Genomic DNA, 18,930 nt, shown 5'->3' on the forward strand with positions numbered 1-18,930 from the left:
ATGCGATTCCGGACCACGAGCGCCGAAGGGACGCGAGCTGTCGCAGCGGCACTCGCCCCGCTGCTGCGCCCCGGCGACGTGCTGGTGCTGTCGGGCGACCTCGGGGCTGGCAAGACGGTGTTCACGCAGGGGCTGGCGGCGGCACTCGGGGTTGCCGAGCCGGTGACCAGCCCCACGTTCACCCTGGCGCAGAGCTACCAGGGCCGCATGCGGCTGCACCACCTCGACGTCTACCGGCTGGACAATCTCGGCGAGGTGCTGGACCTGGATCTGCCTGAGCTGCTCGACGATGACGCCGTGGTGTGCGTCGAATGGGGCGAGGTGGTCATCGGGGAGCTGCCGCGTGATTTCCTGCGCCTGCGCATCCGGCTCGCCGACCCGGGCGAGTCACCCGACATCCGCATCTTCGAGGCCGATCTCGTCGGCCCGAGCTGGCACGGTCGCGCCGACGCACTCGCGGGCGCGTGGCACTTCGCCGACAGCGGCGGGGCAGCGCCGTGCTAGTACTCGACGGCGTGGAGGCAGCGCCGTGCTAGTACCCGACGGCGCGGAGGCAGCGCCGTGCTAGTACTCGGCATCGAGACAGCGACGCCCCAGGTCGGCGTGGCCATCGGCGGGCACGAGGGCATCATCGCCTCCTTCCACACCACCCGCGACCGGCGCCACGCCGAGACGCTCGTCCCCGCGATCCATTTCCTGTGCGAACAGGCACAGATGAAGCTGTCGCAGATCGGCCTGGTCGCCGTCGATGTCGGCCCGGGCCTGTTCACCGGCCTGCGGGTGGGCCTCGCGACGGCGAAATCCATCGCGCACGCCTGCCGGATCCCGATGATCGGCGTCTCCAGTCTCGATCTCACGGCCTTCCCGGCGCGCTTCAGCGATCGGCTCATCGTCTCGACGGTGGATGCCCGCCGGGGAGAGATCTTCTACGCCACCTACCGGCGCGCCCCGGGGGGCATCCAGCTCATGAGCCCGCCGGCCGTCGACCAGCCCGCCGATGTCGCAGCGCAGCTGATGGCGACGGGTGCCGAGACGCTCATCGTCGGCGACGGGGCCGAGCGCTATGCAGAGGTGCTCGGCGACGTACGAGGGGCCGAGATCGGCCGGGAGGGCCTGCGCCACCCCAATGCCGGCGCGCTGGTGGAGCTGGCACACGCCCGGGCGCTGCGCGAGGAGTTCGTCAGCCCGTCCGAGATCACGCCGATGTACCTGCGCGCCCCCGACGCCCGCATCAACTGGCAGCAGCGGGAGCGGTCGTGAGCACGCCGGCTGTGCCCGACACTGCAGTGCCTGCTGGCCGGCGGCGTGCCTCGGCTCCATACGGCTCGGTGCCGGTCATCGTCCCGATGCGCCGCAAGCATCTGCGCGAGATTCGCCGCATCGACAAGCTGGTGTACCCGAGGCCCTGGTCGATGGCCCTGTATCTGGACGAATTGCAGCGCAGCGGCGAGCGGGTGTACCGGGTGGCCTGCACGCCGGGATCAGGCGGCCGACCCGTCGGCGTCATCGGCTACGGCGGCTTCATGATCGTGGCCGGTGAAGGGCACATCACCTCTGTGGCGGTGCACCCGGACTGCCAGGGTCACCGCGTGGGTGCCCGGCTGATGTTGGAGCTGCACCGCGAGGCCCGACGCATCGATGGGCTGGAAGCGCTGACGCTGGAGGTGCGTGCCTCCAACGCTGCGGCGCAGCGGCTCTACCGCTGGTTCGGCTATGCGCCCGTCGGCAGCCGCAAGAACTACTACCGGGGCGGCCCCGGCGGCAAGCGAGAGGATGCGCTGGTGATGTGGTGCCACGACATCGGCGGCGCCGAGCACGGCGAGCGCCTGGACGGCATCGCCACGGCCCTCGTCGTTACCGAGGGCGCAATGAGCACGGCCCTCGGCTGTACCGAGGGCGCATCGAACACAGGCATGGGGGCGGCATGACCACGATCCTCGGCATCGAGACCTCCTGCGACGAGACGGCCGCAGCCGTCGTGGACGACGGTCGCGAGGTGCGCTCCAGCATCGTCAGCAGCCAGGTGGATCTGCATGCCCGCTACGGCGGCGTGGTTCCCGAGATCGCCGGCCGCGCCCACGAAGCCCTCATCACGCCCGTGGTGGCCGAGGCGCTGGTCGAGGCTGGCGCCGCCGACAGCGACATCGACGTCGTGGCAGCCACCTGCGGTCCCGGCCTGGTGGGCAGCCTGCTCGTGGGTGTGGCCGCAGCCAAGGCGCTGGCGCTGGTGTGGGATGTCCCCTACATCGGCATCAACCACCACGAAGCCCACCTGTACGCCGCGCTGCTGGACGAACACGACGCCGAGGTGCAGTTCCCGCTCGTCACCCTGCTGGTGTCGGGCGGGCACACGATGCTGATTTCGTTCGAGGGCCATGGCCAGTACCGCCTGCTGGGCGCCACCCGTGACGATGCCGCCGGTGAGGCCTTCGACAAGGTGGCCCGCTACCTGGGGCTCGGCTACCCGGGCGGACCGGTCATCGACCAGCTGGCGAGCCAGGGCGACCCCACGGCCGTCCCGCTGACGAGGGCGATGCTGGATGACGGCTACGACTTCTCGTTCTCGGGCATCAAGACGGCCGTGATCAACTGGGTGCGAGCCCATCCCGAGGTGGAGACCGCCGATGTGGCCGCCTCGTTCCAGGCCTGCGTGACCGACGTGCTCACCCACAAGGCCCGCAAAGCGGCCCACGAGGTCGGGGCGGCGGGTATCTGCCTGGCCGGCGGCGTAGCAGCCAACAGCGCCTTGCGAGAGCGGACGCTCGACATCTGCACCGAAGACGGCTTCAACGCCTACCTGCCCAGCCGTGCCATGTGCACCGACAACGCCGCCATGATCGCCGCAACCGCCTGGTACCGCCTCGCCAGCGACGGCCCCTCCCCCCTAGACCACGGCGCCGACCCCAACCTCAGCATCAACTTCCTGACCTGACAAATCGGGTTGTAGCGAGGTTGTGGCCGCCCAACGAGGCTCGTATCGTTAGCACTCGCCCGGTGAGAGTGCTAAGTGCCGCCGGGCAGTTCCATGACACGCCCCCAGACAGGGCACAGCGCCACAGGAGGCACACCCGACCATGAACCTGAAGCCACTTGAGGACCGCATCGTCGTGCGTCCGAGCGACGCGGAGGAGACCACCGCCAGCGGCCTGGTCATCCCCGACACCGCCAAGGAAAAGCCCCAGCAGGGCGAGGTGCTCGCGGTAGGCCCCGGCAAGCGCTCCGACCAGTCCGGCGACATCATCCAGATGGACGTCGGCGTCGGCGACACCGTCGTCTACAGCAAGTACGGCGGCACCGAGATCACCGTGGCCGGTGAGGACCTGCTCATCCTGAGCGCCCGCGACGTCCTGGCCATCGTCGCCTGACGCTGGCTGCGACGACAAGAAGAGGAACCAACACATGCCGAAGATCCTGAAGTTCAGCGAAGAGGCCCGGCGCGGCCTCGAGGCTGGCGTCAACAAGCTGGCCGATGCGGTCAAGGTGACCTTGGGGCCCAAGGGCCGCAACGTCGTGCTCGAGAAGTCATTCGGGGCACCGACCATCACCAACGACGGTGTGAGCATTGCCCGCGAGATCGAACTGGACGACCCGTTCGAGAACATGGGCGCTCAGCTCGTCAAGGAAGTCGCCACCAAGACCAATGACGTCGCCGGTGACGGCACCACGACGGCGACCGTGCTGGCCCAGGCCATGGTGCGCGAGGGCCTGCGCAACGTGGCGGCCGGCGCCAACCCGATGGAGCTCAAGCGGGGCATCGAAGCCGCCGTGGCGGCCGCCGTGGACTCGATGGGCGACATGTCCACCGACGTCTCCGACGACAAGGACAAGATCGCCAGCGTCGCTGGTATCTCGTCGGCCGACACCACGATCGGCGAGACGCTTGCCGAGGCGTTCGACAAGGTCGGCAAGGACGGCGTCATCTCGGTTGAGGAGTCGAACACGTTCGGCGTCGACCTGGAGTTCACCGAGGGCATGCAGTTCGACAAGGGCTTCCTGTCGCCGTACTTCGTCACCGACCCCGACCGTCAGGAAGCCGTCTTCGACGACCCGTACCTGCTGTTCGTGAACGGCAAGATCGGCTCAGTGACCGAGCTGGTGCCGGTGCTCGAGAAGGTCATGCAGGGCGGCAAGGGCCTCGTGATCATCGCCGAGGACGTCGAGGGCGAGGCGCTGGCCACGCTGGTGGTCAACAAGATCCGCGGCACGTTCTCATCTGCTGCGGTGAAGGCCCCCGGGTTCGGCGAGCGCCGCAAGGCGATGCTGGCCGACATGGCCATCCTCACCGGCGGCCAGGTCATCTCCGAGGAGGTCGGCCTGAAGCTGGAGAACACCACGGTCGACCTGCTGGGCACTGCCCGCAAGGTGATCATCACCAAGGACGAGACCACCATCGTGGAAGGCGGCGGCGATTCCGGCGACGTCGAGGGACGTGTCGTGCAGATCAAGCGCGAGATCGACGAGACCGACTCCGACTGGGACCGCGAGAAGCTGCAGGAGCGGCTTGCGAAGCTGGCCGGCGGCGTGGCGGTGATCCAGGTCGGCGCGGCCACCGAGGTCGAGCTGAAGGAAAAGAAGCACCGCATCGAGGACGCCGTGTCGGCGACCCGAGCCGCGATCGAAGAGGGCATCGTGCCCGGTGGCGGCACTGCGCTGCTGCGGGCTCGTGCTGCAGTGGCAGCGCTGGACCTCGACGGCGACGAGGCCACCGGGGCTCGCATGGTGCACCGTGCGCTGGAGGGCCCCAGCCGCCAGATCGCGCAGAACGCCGGTTATGAGGGTGCTGTCATCGTCCAGCAGATCGAGGAGGCTGACGGCCACACGGGCTTCAATGCCGACACCGGCAAGTTCGAAGACCTGGTCTCGGCCGGCGTCATCGACCCGGCGAAGGTGACGCGGGCGGCACTGCAGAACGCGGCGTCGATCGCAGCGTTGCTGCTCACCACTGAGACGCTGGTGACCGACAAGCCCGAGGAGGCTGACCCCGCCGCTGCTGCCGCGGCTGCTGCTGCCATGGGCGGCGGCATGGGCGGCATGCCGGGGATGATGTAGCTCCCCTTCACCCCCCGATAACAGGCACAGGGCCGGCGTTCGCGCCGGCCCTGCGTCGTTGGGTCCCAAATCCCGCAAAGCCCCCAGGGCCCAGCGGTACCCTCGTTGTTTTCCCCAACTCGGCGCGGCTGCGGCCTATGTCCCCACACTCCCCGGCGGCCGGCCCGGTCGCCCACCCGACAGTCCTCGTGGTGGACTTCGGCGCGCAGTATGCGCAGCTGATCGCCCGGCGGGTGCGCGAGGCGCAGGTCTATTCCGAGATCGTTCCCCACACGGCAACCGCCGCCGAGCTGGCGCAGCGCTCGCCCGCAGCAATCATCTTCAGCGGCGGTCCGGCGTCAGTGCATGTGGACGGCGCTCCGGGCATCGACCCCAGCGTGTACGAGCTGGGCGTGCCGATTTTGGGCATCTGCTACGGCTCGCAGCTGCTGGCGCGTGACCTGGGCGGGCAGGTGGATCGCAGCGGTCGGGGCGAGTACGGGCGCACCATGCTCGACCGGACCGGCACCGAATCGGAACTGCTGGACGGCGCCCCGGGCAAAGCCTCGTCACCCGAACCGGTGTGGATGTCGCACTTCGATGCCGTCATCGAGCCGCCCGACGGCTTCACGGTCACCGCAGCCACCGCGGACAGCCCAGCCGCAGTCATCGAAGACCCGCAGCGGCGCTTCTACGGGGTGCAGTACCACCCCGAAGTCGTGCACACCCCAGGCGGCCAAGCCCAGCTTGAGCGGTTTCTCCACGGCATCTGCGGCATCAGCTCTGAGTGGACGATGACCAACGTCATCACCGAGAGCATCGAGGCCATCCGTGCCCAGGTCGGCTCGGCGAGGGCCATCTGCGGGCTGTCCGGCGGGGTGGACAGCGCCGTGGCCGCCGCGCTCACCCAGCAGGCCATCGGCAGCCAGCTCACCTGCGTGTTCGTCGACACCGGGCTCATGCGTGCTGGCGAGGGCGACCAGGTCACCGACACATTCCGGCGCACGCAGGGCATCGAGCTGATCCATGAGCGGGCTGCCGACGAGTTCTTCGAGGCGCTGGCCGGTGTGACCGATCCCGAGGACAAGCGCAAGATCATCGGCGAGAAATTTGTGCGCATCTTCGAGCGTGCCGCCGGCGGCATCACCGACGCCCGGTTCCTGGTGCAGGGAACGCTGTATCCCGATGTGATCGAATCGGGCTCGCCGACCGCGGCGAAGATCAAGAGCCACCACAACGTGGGCGGGCTGCCCCCCGACATGACCTTCGAGCTGGTGGAGCCGCTGCGGAACCTGTTCAAGGACGAGGTGCGGGCCGTCGGCTCCGAGCTGGGCCTGCCGCCTGAGATCGTGCAGCGCCAGCCGTTTCCCGGGCCCGGCCTGGGCGTCCGGATCGTGGGCGAGGTCACCCCTGAGGCAGTCGAGACAGTGCGGGCCGCCGATGTCATCGTGCGCGACGAGATCGCGAGGGCCGGCCTCGACAACGAGGTCTGGCAGGGGTTCGCCGTGCTGGCCGACATCCGCAGCGTCGGCGTGATGGGCGACGAGCGCACCTACGCCCGCCCGATCATCGTGCGTGCCGTCACCAGCGAGGACGCCATGACGGCCGACTGGGCCCGCCTGCCCCACGAACTGCTCGAACAGATCTCGTCACGCATCGTCAACGAGGTGCCCGGCGTGAACAGGGTCGTCTACGACATCACCTCCAAGCCGCCCGGCACCATCGAATGGGAATAGCCCGGTTGGAAATAGCCGGAGGCTCCTGGCGCAACCGCAACTACCTTGGCCCCACAGCCGCGGTCATGCCGCGGGAAGCGTTCGACAAGGGCGGATCATGACCTCAGCAGGGGCCGAGAATGCGGCTGCATCGGTGGAACTGCCGGCGGGCTTCGGCTGCCATGTCGGCAACATCGGCATCAAGGACGACACCGACGATGTGATGGTGCTCGCGGCCGACCACACGGCCGCAGCGGCGGGAGTGTTCACCAAGAGCCTGTTCACCGGCGCGAGTGTGCGTCTGAGTCAAGCCAACGTGGCCGACGGACGGGCGCGAGCCGTGGTGGTCGTGTCAAAAAACTCCAATGTGGCCACTGGGGATCAGGGCGAGCGAGACGCCGCGAACCTGGCACGGCGTGTCGCGGAACTGCTGGTCTGCGAGCCCGATCACGTCTTGGTGGGCTCTACCGGCCTGATCGGCGTGCCGTACCCCGAGGGCGTGATCGACAGGTATTTCGACCGCCTGGTGGCAGCGCCGTCCCAGCAACTGACTTCGCGCGATGCAGTGGCCGCGGCGACCGCGATTATGACCACCGACACGCATCCCAAGACCGCCCGTGCGACGATCCCCGCCGGCGATGGAACAGCGGCCGTGGTGGGCATCGCCAAGGGCTCGGGAATGATCGAGCCGGACATGGCCACGATGATCTCGGTCATCACCACCGACGCCGAGATCGCTCCCGACCGGCTCGACGCGATGCTGCGCCGGGTGTGCGACGTGACGTTCAACGCCCTCAGCGTGGACACCGACACGTCCACCAGCGACATGGTGGTGATGCTGGCGAATGGTGCAGCCGGGCCGGTCGATGAAACCGAGCTGGAGGCGGCGCTCTCTGCGGTGAGCTTGGACCTGACACGCCAGCTGGCCTTCGACGGGGAGGGCGCCGAGACCCTCATCGTGGTGACCGTGAGCGAGGCCCGCGACGACGCACAGGCCAAGCGGGTGGCCAAGGCCATCGTGAACTCGCCGCTCGTCAAGACGGCGGTGCACGGGCGCGACCCCAACTGGGGCCGGGTCGCGATGGCGATCGGCAAGTGCAGCGACGAGACCGACATCGATCCCGATCGCGTCAGGATCCGCTTCGGCGACCAAGAGGTGTATCCGACGCCCGCTACCCCCGCGGCCCTTGCAGAGCTCGAGGCCTACCTGGCATCCGACGAGGTGCTGATCTCGGCGGATCTGGGCGTTCGCACCGACGGCGCGAGCGGCTCGTTCACGGTGTACGGCTGCGACCTCACCGATCAGTACGTCCGCATCAATGCCGACTACACGACGTGAATGACGTTCTGAACGACGATCCGATCCTCGCACCGCTGAATGCGGGCCAGCGGGCAGCGGTCACCCACGGCGACGGTCCCGCGCTGGTGGTGGCGGGTGCCGGATCGGGCAAGACCCGGGTGCTCAGCCACCGCATCGCGTACCTGCTGGCGCGGCGTCAGGTGAGGCCCTTCGACCTGTTGGCGATCACCTTCACCAACAAGGCGGCGGGCGAGATGCGCGAGCGCATCGGCAGCCTGGTCGGCTCGGTGGCGCACCGGATGTGGATCTCCACCTTCCACAGCGCATGTGCCCGCATCCTGCGCAGTCACGCCGACGTCCTCGGCTACCCGTCGGCGTTCAGCATCTACGACCAGGCCGATGCGCGCCGGCTCACCCGCTATGTGGTGCGCGACCTCGATCTCGACCCCAAGAAGTTCCCTGACCGGACGGTGCACGCAGCTATCTCGACGCTGAAGAACAGCCTCGTCGCGGCGCCGCAAGCCGCCGACCTGGCGCTCGCCCCCGACGGCGGGGGACCGTTCGCCCGTGATGTCGCCCGCGTCTACTCGGAGTATCAGAAACGGCTGCAGCGGGCGGGTGCCATGGACTTCGACGATCTGCTCATGCTGGGCGTCGAACTGCTCACCGCCCATGACGATGTGGCCGAGCACTACCGGCAGCGCTTCGCGCACATCCTCGTCGACGAGTACCAGGACACGAACCTGGCGCAGGTGCGCCTGATCGGTCTGCTCGCAGGCCCGGCCCGCAACGTGTTCGTCGTCGGCGATTCCGACCAGTCGATCTATGCCTTCCGCGGCGCCGACATCACCAACATCTTGGAGTTCGGGGCCACCTTCAACGACAGCTCCACGTACGTGCTGGATCAGAACTACCGCTCCAGCCAGGCGATCCTCGACGCTGCCAATTCGGTGATCCGCAACAACCTCGGGCGGCCGCCGAAGAATCTCTGGACCGACCGCTCCGGCGGAGCGAAACCGATTCGCTATCGCGGCACCGATGCGGACGACGAGGCCGGCTACGTCTGCTCGGAGCTCCGTCGCCTCCACGGCGACGGCCAGATCGACTGGGCCGACGCAGCGGTCTTCTACCGGTCGAACGCGCAGTCGCGGGTGATCGAGGAAGAGCTGGTCGCCAACGATGTCCCCTACCAGGTCATCGGCGGGACCCGGTTCTACGACCGCAAGGAGATCAAGGACGCGCTGGCGTTCCTGCGAGCCGTCGTGAATCCTGCAGATGAGGTGTCGCTGAAGCGCATCGTGAATGAGCCCGCCCGCGGTGTCGGCGATCGTTCCATCGCCAAACTGGACTCCACGGCAGCCCGCGATGGCGTGTCACTCACCGATGTCATCGGGCGGCTCGAAACGACGGACATACGGGGGAAGGCCCGCGCCGGTCTCATGCAGTTCCGCGACCTGCTTGCAGGCTGTGCGGCCCGGATCGCCGACGGACCGGCCGCAGTGCTCGAGACCGCGCTGGAGGAGTCCGGCTACATGGGTGACTTGCGTGAGAGGAACAGCATCGAAGACGAAGGACGGCTGGAGAATCTGAAGGACCTGATCGGCCGCGCCGAGCAGTTCGAGTCATGCGATGAGTTTCTCGAACAGGTGTCGCTCGTGAGCGATGTCGACGAGATGAGCGACAGTTCCCAAGTGTCGCTGATGACGCTGCATGCCGCGAAGGGGCTGGAGTTCGACGTGGTGTTCGTGACCGGTCTCGAGGAGGGCGTGTTCCCGCACTACCGCACCTTCACCGACCCGCTGGAGCTGGAGGAAGAACGCCGGCTGGCCTACGTCGGCATCACCCGGGCGCGTCAGCGGCTGTACCTCACCCACGCGTGGAGCCGGATGCTGCACGGCCAGACCAGCTACAACCCGCTCAGCCGGTTCGTCGAGGAGATTCCTGCCGATTTGATCGACGACCGCTCGCCGGACACCGGCCGCTACGGCTCGTCGTGGCGGCCGGCGACGAGCGACTGGGGCGCCAACCGGAGCGCCAGCGAGCCCAGCGAATACAGCCAGCTCGACGAGTCGGAGCTGGCCGTCCGGAGCCAGCCGCGCAGCGATCCTGCACGCCACGACGACGGCGCAGCCAAGGGCCGCGAATCTCGCCGCGAGGAGGCCCGCCGCCGGGTGGCCGCCCGGATGGGCGAGCCGGAGCCGGCCCCCAAGGCTGACCTCGGCTACGGCGTGGGCGACGACGTGCTGCACGCCCGTTTCGGCCCGGGCGTCGTCCAGGAAGTGCGGCCCGACGGCGACGACTGGGAGGTCACCGTCCACTTCGCCGACGTCGGCACCAAGACCCTCGTAGCCAGCTTCGCCGACCTCCGCCGCCTCCGCTCATAGAGCGCCAGAACCCTGCCGCTGCCTCCGCAGCGGGCGGTAGCGCGCCCCTCCTATGCTCCCCGCCGTGGATCTCTTCGAGTATCAGGGCAAGCAGTTCTTCAAGAGCTACGGCATGCCGGTATCCGACGGCGAAGTCGCCTTAAGCGTCGACGAAGCAGTGGCCGCCGCACAGCGCTTGGGCACACCGGTGATGGTAAAAGCACAGGTGCACACCGGCGGGCGCGGCAAGGCCGGCGGCGTCAAGTTCGCCGCCACCGTCGACGACGTGCGCACCCACGCCGGCAACATCCTGGGGCTCGACATCAACGGCCACATCGTGCGCCGGCTCTGGATCGAGAAGGCCTCCGACATCTCCGAGGAGTACTACGCCAGCTTCACGCTGGACCGCTCGGCCAAGAAGCATCTCGGGATGCTGTCGGCCGAGGGCGGCGTCGAGATCGAGACGGTTGCGGCCGAGAATCCCGACGCCATCAGCAGGGTGCTGGTGGACCCTGCCGAGGGGCTCACCGAAGAAGCCGCCCAGGCCTGGGTGGAGGGCGCCAACCTCAACCCGGCCGCCACCGATCAGGCCGTCGAGATCCTGCGCAAGCTGTACACGGCCTACACCGAGGGCGACGCCGACCTCGTCGAGATCAACCCGCTGATCCTGACGCCCGAGGGCCGGGTGCATGTCCTCGACGCCAAGGTCACCCTCGACGCCAACGCCGTGTTCCGCCACGAGGACTACGCGCAGTATGACGAGACCCAGCCGCGTGACGAGCGCGAAGAGGCCGCCCACGCCAAGGGCCTGCAGTACGTGGGCCTGGCGGGCAGCGTCGGCGTCATCGCCAACGGTGCCGGGCTGGCCATGAGCACCGTGGACGTGGTGAACCAGGTGGGCGGCAAGCCGGCCAACTTCCTGGACATCGGTGGCGGGGCCAATGCTCAGGTGATGGCCAATGCGCTGGAGGTCATCAACAACGACCCTGACGTGCGGGCCATCTTCATCAACATCTTCGGCGGCATCACCCGCGGTGAGGAGGTGGCCAACGGCATCATCGGGGCGCTCGACGCCGTCGACATCGAGGCGCCGATCGTGCTGCGCCTCGACGGCACCAACGCCGCGGAAGGGCGGGAGATCCTCGCCCCTCACCTCAACGAGAAGCTGGTGATGGAACCGACCATGCTCGACGCCGCCCGTCGAGCCGTCGCGATGGCCGCGGCCTGATCACGGGAGCTTGAGATGAGCATCTTTGTCAACAAAGACACCAAGGTCGTCTACCAGGGCCTCACCGGCTCGCAGGGCCGCTACTACGGCATGCTGAACCGCGACTACGGCACCAACGTGGTGGCGGGCACCAACCCCCGCAAGGCTGGCACCGACGTCGAGGGCGTGCCGGTGTTCGCCAACTGCACCGAGGCGGTCGCGGCGACCGGCGCCAATGCCTCGTGCATCTTCATCCCCGCGCCGGGTGTGTTCTCCGCCGTGATGGACGCCGCCGAGGCGGGCATCGAATTTGTGGCCTGCATCACCGAGGGCGTGCCGGCACACGACGAGGCCCGATTCTTCAACATGCTCAAACGCGACTACCCGCATGTCCGGCTGCTGGGGCCGAACTGCCCGGGCATCATCACGCCGGGGGAGTGCAACATCGGCATCACCGCAGGGCACATCGCCAAGCCGGGCGGCCCGGTGGGCATCGTCAGCCGGTCGGGCACGCTGACCTACCAGGCGCTGTACGAGCTGCAGCAGAAGGACATCGGGGTGACCACCTGCGTGGGCATCGGCGGCGATCCGGTGCCGGGTACGTCGTTCATCGACTGCCTCGAGGCCTTCGAGGCCGATCCTGACACCAAGGCAGTGATGATGATCGGCGAGATCGGCGGCTCAGCCGAGGAAGAGGCCGCCGAGTTCATCAAGCGTCACATGTCCAAGCCGGTGTCGAGCTACATCGCGGGGGTGACCGCGCCGCCGGGCAAGAAGATGGGCCACGCCGGCGCCATCGTCTCGGGCGGCAAGGGAACGGCTGCGGCCAAGATGGATGCGCTGCGCGACGCCGGAGTGCGGGTGGGACTGAACCCCACCGAGGCCGGCGAGCTGATGGCGGAGATCGTCGCCGAGCTGTAGCTACGCGAAGAGGTGCGCCTCCGCAGCTATGGCTTCTGCTCGTGCCCGGCTGAGTCGCTGCTGACCGGCGCAGTCAGGCTGGCGTAGATCTCAAGCAGGGCCGTGGCGTGGGCTTGTGGGCTGAATGCCGCCAGCGGGTCTGTGTGCTGGTCCGGTATGTCTGGGTCTGATTGCAGGGCGGCGGTGAGTGCTGTCGACAACGCTTCGATGTCGTCGGGCGGGACGAGGCGTCCGTTGGTGCCGTCGGTGATGAACCGGGGTGCGGCGCCGACTGCGGTCGCGACGACGGGGCGACCCGCGGCGACGGCCTCGGCAACGACCATGCCGAACCCTTCGCGGCGGCTGGGCACGCACACGAGACGCGCGCGGCGGTACCAGTCGCCAATCTCCGACGGCGCCACGGCCCCGGTGAACCTTGCGCTCACACCTCGCCGCAGTGCCAGTGCTTCGAGCAGGGCACGATCGGGCCCGTCGCCGACGATGACCAGTTCAGGTCGCTCCGCTGCGGGCATGAGCGCCACCGCCTCGGTCAGCATATCGAAGCCCTTTTCGGCCATGAGTCGGCCGACCGCGAGCACGGGGCCGTCCGCAGGTGCCGACGTGGGCGCTCCTAGCCGATCGCTGCACACCGGCATCGACACGACCTCCAGCAGGGGCCCGCTTCTGCGTCCAGCCGCCTCCGCGCTCCGCGGTGGGTGCAGACCGGCTGGCCGGGGCAAGAGGGATGCCGCCCAGTCGCGCAAATTCTCCGACACGGTGACCACGGCGCCCGCCCGGCGCAGCACTCGACGGCCCAGCCAGCGGTGCACGGCGTTGGTGGTGACCGCGGCGTCGGAACCGTGCACGTGCACCACGCTCCCAGCTCGGCGTCCAGCCGCAGCGCCAGCAGCGACGGCCACTAGCCCGCAGGGGAACCACCAGTGGCCGTGTATGACTGCGGTGTCACCGTTTGCGCGCCGGCGTGCTTGGCGTGCGGCGGCGAAGACGAGCCGGGCGATCATCGGGATTACCCACAGTGCCGACAGCCCGGAGAACACCCGGTAGCTCTCGCCCAGCGCTACCCGTGCCTCCACGCTGGCGGGTGCGAACCGCACCCTGCGCACCTCGATGCCGCCCACCTCGTGGCGGCGGGGCGCGTCGGGATGTGCAGGGCACACCACCGTCACGTGGGCGCCCGCTGCGGCCAGCGCCCGTGCGTGATCGGCCAGGAACGGCTTGTGGTGATCGTCGAGCGAGGTCGGAAACCCAGGGGCCACCAGCACGACTCGCACGCACCCAGTTTCGCAGCAGCCCGCTCTCGAACCGTCCGAAAGGCCGCCAGTACCCTCGGAGAGATGCTGGCGGAGCGTCGATCCGGCGCCGTGGTGCGGTGGCTGCTGGGGCTGGCGACTGCAGCGATGATCGTCTGGCTGGCGGTTCGCTACTGGGACGACCTGCGCCTTATCGACCTCCAGGTCGACGCCGTGGGGCTGCTGGGCGCCGTCGGGGTGTCGATAACTGCCACCTGGTGCTTGGCGCTCGGCTGGCGGGAGCTCATCGGCGGTTACGGCACGCCGCTGGCGCCGCGCCCGGCGCTGCGTGTCTGGATGCTGTCCCAGGCAACGCGCTACCTGCCGACCGGGCTGGTGCCGATCGCGGCCCGGGCCGGCCTGGCTGCTCCTCTGGGTGTGAACCGGGCGGCCGCCGGGGCCTCGGTGATAGTCGAGACCGCCACGCTGGTGGGATGGTCGGCAGTGTTCGCGGCGCTGTGGGCACCGGCCGACTGGCTGGGTACGGCGGGTGGCTGGCTCGCCCGCATCGTGCTCGGCCTTGGTGCCGCGATCGGTCTGGTGACGCTGCCGTGGACGCTGGCGGGTGCCGGGACCTGGTGGCGCCGCATCGACGGCCTGTTGCGGCGGGCGGTTGTCCTGCGATGGCTCTCGGGGCGGATGCACCCCGACTCGCTCAGCGCCGAGCGCGCCACCGTATGGCGAGCGACATTCGTCTACGGGCTGGCCGTTGCGCAGCGTCTCATGGCCGCAGTGCTGCTTGCCGGCGCGCTGCTCGCCGCCGGTGCCGATGACATCTGGTTGATTGCCGGTGCCACCGCCGCAGGCATCGTCGTGGGCATGGTCGGGATCACCCCGGCGGGGCTCGGCGTGCGCGAGGTCGTGGTCGCAGCCCTGCTGTCCGAGCGCTTCGGAGTCGGCGACGCAGCCGCGTTCGCCATTGCCGTGCGCGTGCTGGAATTCGCCCACGAACTGGTGCTGCTGCCGCTCGCCGCGGCGGCCGGCCGAGCTAAGCCGGCACAGACCGCCGGTTGAGCGAGCCGGCCGGTCTCAGCGGCCTGCCGCAGCAAACCGGATCGGCAGCTCCTTGAGGGGGCGCAGCATGAAGCTGAACTCATGCGGCAGCTCGTCGAGCGGGCGGGAGAGTTCGATGTCCTCCAAGCGGTCCAGCAGTGCGGTGAACGCGCAGCGAAGCTCGGCCCGCGCCAGCCATGCGCCGACACAGAAGTGGTTGCCCCAGCCGAACGCAAGGTGGTCCTTGGCATCCGGGCGCTCGATGTCGAAGGTGTCAGGGTTGTCGAACTTGGCAGGGTCGCGGTTGGCGGCCGCGTACCGCACCATCACGTTGGCACCCTGCGGGATGTCGGTGCCGGCCACAGTGGCGGGACCGGTGGCGGTGCGCCACAGTCCGGCGACCGGGCTGTCGAAACGCAGACTCTCGTCGATGAAATTGTTCAACAGTGACCGGTCGGCCCGCAGCTTGGCCATCTGGTCTGGGTAGCGAAGCAGCAGCCACAGCCCCGTGCCGAGCGCAGCCGTGGTGGTCTCGAAGCCACCGGTGACGAGCTGGTGCAAGAGATCCTGCAGTTCTTCGTCGGTGAGCGGCTCGTCGATCGCAGTCGAGTTGATGGAGGACGCATCGTCGTCGAGATGCGCATGGACGAGCCACGAGATGATGTCGTCGGCTGGCTCGGCGCGCCTCGCCGCGAACTCCCGGGCTAGGTGATGCTGCGCTTCGAGCTCGACCTCGGCGTACGCGACGGCCTCCTCCGGGGTGAGCACCTTCTGCGCGGTTGCCAGCATCGCATCGGCCCAGCTCTTGAACGTCGGATACTCCGACGCATCCAGCCCGAGCTGCTCGCAGATGATGATTCCCGGCAGCGGCAGAGCGAAGTCGGCCACGAACTCGCACTCGCCGGCGTCGATAAAGCCGTCGATCAGCTCGTGGCACAGCTCGTTGATGCGCGGCACGAGCGACTCCATCCGCTTTGCGGTGAAGGCACGGCTCACCAGGCGGCGGTAGTGCGTGTGCACCGGGGGATCGGTTCGCTGCAGCGTCTGTGCCCGCACCCAGCCGCGCTCGGCGAACACCGCAGCCGACGCCCGGCTGGCCTCGCTGGCGCGGCGCGCGGTGCCGGTTGGATCATTGGAGAACGTGCCCGGGTTGGTCAGCACCGACTTCGCGTCGTCGAAGCGCGTGACCATGTACAGGTCGTTCTCGGGCAGGCGGTGAACGGGGCACTGCTCCCGCATGGCGGCGTACGTGTCAAACGGGTCGTCCTGGACCGCCGGGTCCAGGAAGCTGCCGATCGGCGCCGATGTGTCGCGTGCGGTCCCGTGTCCGGGTGAGTCGTTCATGTTCCAGCCCCGTTCCGCACGCTAGATCAGCTCGTCGAGATTCTCCCAAGACTGCAGGTCCTCGACAGCTTGGAAGGGGCGCATCGTCATCGCATCGAGCAGCGCGCGCCCGCGCTCGTTGCCGGGATCGAGGTCCGCGATCACGGTGAGTGCCCATGCCTGCTGCAACAGGCAGTACCGGTAGTCGCGCCAGCAGCGCTCGAACGTGTAGTCGGCGCCGACGCCCTTGGCCAGCAGCTGAGCGTGGTACCCGCGCACCAGGTCGTCCTCCCACGCGCGGCGATTCTCCGTGGTGATCGAGGCGCCGAGGAAGTTGGCGATGTCCCACACACCCACGTGGCGCGTGCAGAGCTGGAAGTCCAGCACCGTGGTGACACCGTCGCCGGCGGAACCGCCGAACAGGTAGTTGTCAGCGCGGCAGTCGGTGTGGGTGAACGTGGCGTTGCCCTGATCGGCCCACCAATCGAGCAGCTGGCCGTAGCGGGAGGTGATCTCTGGCATGCACTCCAGCACTCGCCCCGGGAGCCTGCCGTCCCAGCGCGCAACGAAGCCGTCCCACAGAGCGGCCTGGATTGCGGCTGCGCCCTTGTACAGGTCGTTGTTCATCGGCGGCAGCCAGTCCAGCGCGTACAGCTCGTCGGATTCCCAGAAGCGGGCGTGCAGCGTCGACATCGACTCGATCACCCGCTCGCAGTCGGCCCGGCTCGCCCCGTCGAGCTGATCGACCATCCGCGCCTCAGTCACCTCCTCGAGCAGCAGCACGAACGGGACACCCCCCGGTGCCATGTCGGCTGCGTAGCAGTGCGGCACACGCATGGTGACCTGCGAGGCGATCTGGTTGTAGAAGTTGATCTCCCGCACGTAGAAGCCCATGGCCTGGGACAGGGCGATGTTCTCAGGAAACGCCGACTGGCACTTGGCGATGAGCGTGGCCGGTCCGCTGTGGCCCGAGGCGTAGGTCAGCTTCAGTCGCGCCAGCTCGCCCAAGATCCCGACGCCCACCCCGAGCGGCTCTCGTTCCATGCCCACGATCGTCCCGACGTCAGAGTCGTCGGCCAGCCGCTCGTTCAGCCAGTCGACGGAGATGTCGGAGGTACTGGCGGGAATCTCGTTGTGCATCGCCAGAATCTAGGCGGCCCGAAATCCAGGCGGCAATGATGCTTACACAGGGAGAAACCACATGAAGAACGCACCGACCCGAGATCCCATCGCTGAGTTGGTCCACCTCTACGCCGACGCGGTGGTGCACTTCGACGGCGATCAATGGGGTTCGACGTGGGCACCCGACGCGCACTGGGACCTCGGAAAGGGCCGCCGGCTGGACGGCCGCGAGGCCATCGTGGAGTTCTGGCACGGCGCCATGAGCAGCTTCTCAGCGGTGGTGCAGATGGTGCTGAACGGCACATACGAGCTGGATGCCGAAGCGGGCACCGGCACCGGCCGCTGGTACATCGCCGAGCACTTCCAGCGTGCCGGCGGCGAGAAGGGCAAGCTCCTCGCTCACTACGACGACGCGTATGTCCTCACCGATGAGGGCTGGAGGTTCGCCAGCCGGGAGCTGACCATTCACTACGGCGGACCGCAGGATCTCTCCGCCCCGTTCTTGAACGCCTGGGCAGAGTGATCCGCTAGCTGTCCGGCGTGCGCACCTGAGACGTCGTGCGCCCGGCGGGGGAGTTCTTGAACATCTGCTCTGAGTCGAATCCGATGCGCAGGTCGGGCTCGATCTCGATGATGACCCGCCCGTCGGTGTCGAGGTGCGAACAGAACGCCGCCTGCGCTGCATCGTCGCCGGGACGCACCCGCGCCGCCAGCGCGGGGTAGAACCACGCCTTGGTCGTGTCGTCGTCGCGCACGGTGGCGGTGCCCTTGTAGGTGACCGTCTGGCTGATGCCGATGTCGGTGCCGCGGCTGGTGATGGCCAGCGCCACACGCGGTCGGGCGATCACGGCGGGCACCCGTTTGCGCTGACGTGTGCAGGTGATCCAGAAACGCCCCTCGTGCAGCACGAAGTTCATGATCACGCCGACCGGCTCGCCGGCGCTATTCGTCCACATGAACGTGCACTCCGTCTGGGCGTCGAGCAGTCGCTGCTCGCGTTTCTCGGACAGCGTGAAGATCGACACGTCCTCGTAGCTGTCGACGTAGTCAGCGCCGTTCTCATCCTCGCCGGCAGCGTGGCCACCGGCAGCGTCCGGTGCGCTCATCAATGCTGCGCTGGCTCTCGGCTCCACAGCACGTCGAAATCCACGGCGACATCCAGCACTTGCAGCGCGCGGCCGATCCCGGTGCAGAAGCCGGCGGTCACCGTGAGCTCGAGCAGTTCCTTCTCAGAGAAGTGCTCGCTCGCTCGGGCCCAGAACTCGTCGTCGATGGTGGTGTGGTCGATCGCGAAGCGCTCGCCGAACTCGATAGCGAGCTTCTCCCGTGCCGAAAACTCGTCGACCTCGTAGTAGCGGTCGACGGAGTTGTACAGGTCGTCGTCCATGCCCTGCTGCATCGCCGATGCAGCCCGAGTGTTCAGTCAGACGTGGCACCGGTTGAGCTGGGCGATCCTCATGCGCATCGCCTCGCGCTCGCGGATCGGCAGGCTGCACTGCTCGTACACCGCAGCGCTCATGGCGTGCAGTCCCTCGCCGAGGTGCGGCGCCACGTTCCACAGCCGCGATGCCTCCTTGCCCTTTCCATCAGGAACTTCGATGCGCGCCATGGCTCCTCCGACTCGGTGGTCTGCTGACCTGTTCAAACTAGCTTTCCGCCCCGTGACGAG

19 protein-coding genes are annotated in these 18,930 nt (G+C 68.3%); 13 read left to right on the plus strand and 6 right to left on the minus strand.

Translation table 11 applies throughout. From position 1 onward, the window contains the following. The 11 genes from tsaE (at position 1) to sucD (ending at position 12,534) form a co-directional block, all read left to right on the plus strand. Positions 1-504, plus strand: coding sequence for a tRNA (adenosine(37)-N6)-threonylcarbamoyltransferase complex ATPase subunit type 1 TsaE (gene tsaE / locus ACOGXE_RS09845; protein ID WP_419930737.1), 504 nt, complete (start codon positions 1-3; stop codon positions 502-504). 57 nt (positions 505-561) lie between these two features. Beyond that, entirely contained in the window at positions 562-1,260 is a 699-nt protein-coding gene (tsaB, locus tag ACOGXE_RS09850) for a tRNA (adenosine(37)-N6)-threonylcarbamoyltransferase complex dimerization subunit type 1 TsaB (RefSeq protein ID WP_419930738.1), read from the plus strand. Beyond that, on the plus strand, positions 1,257-1,928 hold the full coding sequence (gene rimI, locus ACOGXE_RS09855; RefSeq protein WP_419930739.1) for a ribosomal protein S18-alanine N-acetyltransferase: 672 nt from the start codon (positions 1,257-1,259) through the stop codon (positions 1,926-1,928). The genes tsaB and rimI overlap by 4 nt, the downstream gene beginning before the upstream one ends. After that, entirely contained in the window at positions 1,925-2,932 is a 1,008-nt protein-coding gene (tsaD, locus tag ACOGXE_RS09860; RefSeq protein WP_419930740.1) for a tRNA (adenosine(37)-N6)-threonylcarbamoyltransferase complex transferase subunit TsaD, read from the plus strand. Before rimI ends, tsaD begins: the two co-directional genes overlap by 4 nt. Positions 2,933-3,074: 142 nt before the next feature. Beyond that, positions 3,075-3,365, plus strand: coding sequence for a co-chaperone GroES (gene groES, locus ACOGXE_RS09865; RefSeq protein ID WP_419854708.1), 291 nt, complete (start codon positions 3,075-3,077; stop codon positions 3,363-3,365). A 34-nt stretch (positions 3,366-3,399) separates the two neighbouring features. Next, positions 3,400-5,049 (plus strand): chaperonin GroEL, encoded by a 1,650-nt coding sequence (gene groL, locus ACOGXE_RS09870; RefSeq protein ID WP_419930741.1) that lies wholly within the window; start codon positions 3,400-3,402, stop codon positions 5,047-5,049. Positions 5,050-5,186: 137 nt separating this feature from the next. Beyond that, positions 5,187-6,764, plus strand: coding sequence for a glutamine-hydrolyzing GMP synthase (gene guaA, locus ACOGXE_RS09875; RefSeq protein ID WP_419930742.1), 1,578 nt, complete (start codon positions 5,187-5,189; stop codon positions 6,762-6,764). A 97-nt stretch (positions 6,765-6,861) separates the two neighbouring features. Beyond that, a complete protein-coding gene (gene argJ / locus ACOGXE_RS09880) occupies positions 6,862-8,082 on the plus strand; it encodes a bifunctional glutamate N-acetyltransferase/amino-acid acetyltransferase ArgJ (protein ID WP_419930743.1) in 1,221 nt (406 codons plus the stop codon). After that, complete coding sequence (locus tag ACOGXE_RS09885) at positions 8,079-10,427, plus strand: ATP-dependent helicase (protein ID WP_419930744.1); 2,349 nt, start codon at positions 8,079-8,081, stop codon at positions 10,425-10,427. Before argJ ends, ACOGXE_RS09885 begins: the two co-directional genes overlap by 4 nt. A 64-nt stretch (positions 10,428-10,491) precedes the next feature. Continuing rightward, a complete protein-coding gene (sucC, locus tag ACOGXE_RS09890; RefSeq protein WP_419930745.1) occupies positions 10,492-11,634 on the plus strand; it encodes an ADP-forming succinate--CoA ligase subunit beta in 1,143 nt (380 codons plus the stop codon). Positions 11,635-11,649: 15 nt separating this feature from the next. Further along, complete coding sequence (gene sucD / locus ACOGXE_RS09895; RefSeq protein WP_419930746.1) at positions 11,650-12,534, plus strand: succinate--CoA ligase subunit alpha; 885 nt, start codon at positions 11,650-11,652, stop codon at positions 12,532-12,534. A 26-nt stretch (positions 12,535-12,560) separates the two neighbouring features. On the opposite strand, the gene ACOGXE_RS09900 is transcribed toward sucD, so the two are convergent. Continuing rightward, positions 12,561-13,805 (minus strand): glycosyltransferase family 4 protein, encoded by a 1,245-nt coding sequence (locus ACOGXE_RS09900; RefSeq protein WP_419930747.1) that lies wholly within the window; start codon positions 13,803-13,805, stop codon positions 12,561-12,563. A gap of 63 nt (positions 13,806-13,868) precedes the next feature. On the opposite strand from ACOGXE_RS09900, the gene ACOGXE_RS09905 reads away from it, so the two are divergent. After that, the gene (locus ACOGXE_RS09905) at positions 13,869-14,837 is read left to right on the plus strand and encodes a lysylphosphatidylglycerol synthase transmembrane domain-containing protein (protein ID WP_419930748.1); all 969 of its coding nucleotides are present in this window, start codon (positions 13,869-13,871) and stop codon (positions 14,835-14,837) included. 15 nt (positions 14,838-14,852) lie between these two features. On the opposite strand, the gene ACOGXE_RS09910 is transcribed toward ACOGXE_RS09905, so the two are convergent. Together ACOGXE_RS09910 and ACOGXE_RS09915 are read right to left on the minus strand one after the other, a co-directional pair. Then, positions 14,853-16,160 carry a cytochrome P450 gene (locus ACOGXE_RS09910; protein WP_419930749.1) on the minus strand — a complete coding sequence of 436 codons (1,308 nt, stop codon included), beginning with the start codon at positions 16,158-16,160 and terminating at the stop codon, positions 14,853-14,855. 21 nt (positions 16,161-16,181) lie between these two features. Beyond that, positions 16,182-17,279 carry a phosphotransferase gene (locus ACOGXE_RS09915; RefSeq protein ID WP_419930750.1) on the minus strand — a complete coding sequence of 366 codons (1,098 nt, stop codon included), beginning with the start codon at positions 17,277-17,279 and terminating at the stop codon, positions 16,182-16,184. A gap of 61 nt (positions 17,280-17,340) precedes the next feature. Here ACOGXE_RS09915 and ACOGXE_RS09920 point away from each other — a divergent pair, with 61 nt between their 5' ends. Then, positions 17,341-17,784, plus strand: a complete 444-nt coding sequence (locus ACOGXE_RS09920; protein ID WP_419930751.1) for a nuclear transport factor 2 family protein — start codon at positions 17,341-17,343, stop codon at positions 17,782-17,784. A 4-nt stretch (positions 17,785-17,788) separates the two neighbouring features. Here ACOGXE_RS09920 and ACOGXE_RS09925 read toward each other — a convergent pair whose 3' ends face one another. From ACOGXE_RS09925 to ACOGXE_RS09935, 3 genes are read right to left on the minus strand one after another with little or no spacing between them, the layout of a single operon-like run. Next, positions 17,789-18,367 (minus strand): pyridoxamine 5'-phosphate oxidase family protein, encoded by a 579-nt coding sequence (locus tag ACOGXE_RS09925; protein ID WP_419930752.1) that lies wholly within the window; start codon positions 18,365-18,367, stop codon positions 17,789-17,791. Then, positions 18,367-18,648: a carboxymuconolactone decarboxylase family protein gene (locus tag ACOGXE_RS09930; RefSeq protein ID WP_419930753.1), complete on the minus strand. Its 282-nt coding sequence runs from the start codon at positions 18,646-18,648 to the stop codon at positions 18,367-18,369. Before ACOGXE_RS09930 ends, ACOGXE_RS09925 begins: the two co-directional genes overlap by 1 nt. Positions 18,649-18,684: 36 nt before the next feature. Further along, entirely contained in the window at positions 18,685-18,870 is a 186-nt protein-coding gene (locus tag ACOGXE_RS09935; protein WP_419930754.1) for a hypothetical protein, read from the minus strand. Positions 18,871-18,930: the final 60 nt, after the last annotated feature.

The sequence above is a fragment of the Candidatus Poriferisodalis sp. genome, from assembly GCF_965208555.1.
Lineage (GTDB): Bacteria > Actinomycetota > Acidimicrobiia > Acidimicrobiales > Poriferisodalaceae > Poriferisodalis.

Coding starts and splice junctions, on each gene's coding strand:
- ACOGXE_RS09910 (WP_419930749.1), bottom strand. CDS start 16,160: ATGAACGACTCACCCGGACACGGGACCGCACGCGACACATCGGCGCCG.
- tsaE (WP_419930737.1), top strand. CDS start 1: ATGCGATTCCGGACCACGAGCGCCGAAGGGACGCGAGCTGTCGCAGCG.
- ACOGXE_RS09915 (WP_419930750.1), bottom strand. CDS start 17,279: ATGCACAACGAGATTCCCGCCAGTACCTCCGACATCTCCGTCGACTGG.
- sucD (WP_419930746.1), top strand. CDS start 11,650: ATGAGCATCTTTGTCAACAAAGACACCAAGGTCGTCTACCAGGGCCTC.
- ACOGXE_RS09905 (WP_419930748.1), top strand. CDS start 13,869: ATGCTGGCGGAGCGTCGATCCGGCGCCGTGGTGCGGTGGCTGCTGGGG.
- ACOGXE_RS09920 (WP_419930751.1), top strand. CDS start 17,341: ATGAAGAACGCACCGACCCGAGATCCCATCGCTGAGTTGGTCCACCTC.
- ACOGXE_RS09925 (WP_419930752.1), bottom strand. CDS start 18,367: ATGAGCGCACCGGACGCTGCCGGTGGCCACGCTGCCGGCGAGGATGAG.
- argJ (WP_419930743.1), top strand. CDS start 6,862: ATGACCTCAGCAGGGGCCGAGAATGCGGCTGCATCGGTGGAACTGCCG.
- tsaD (WP_419930740.1), top strand. CDS start 1,925: ATGACCACGATCCTCGGCATCGAGACCTCCTGCGACGAGACGGCCGCA.
- groES (WP_419854708.1), top strand. CDS start 3,075: ATGAACCTGAAGCCACTTGAGGACCGCATCGTCGTGCGTCCGAGCGAC.
- ACOGXE_RS09935 (WP_419930754.1), bottom strand. CDS start 18,870: ATGGCGCGCATCGAAGTTCCTGATGGAAAGGGCAAGGAGGCATCGCGG.
- ACOGXE_RS09930 (WP_419930753.1), bottom strand. CDS start 18,648: ATGGACGACGACCTGTACAACTCCGTCGACCGCTACTACGAGGTCGAC.
- groL (WP_419930741.1), top strand. CDS start 3,400: ATGCCGAAGATCCTGAAGTTCAGCGAAGAGGCCCGGCGCGGCCTCGAG.
- guaA (WP_419930742.1), top strand. CDS start 5,187: ATGTCCCCACACTCCCCGGCGGCCGGCCCGGTCGCCCACCCGACAGTC.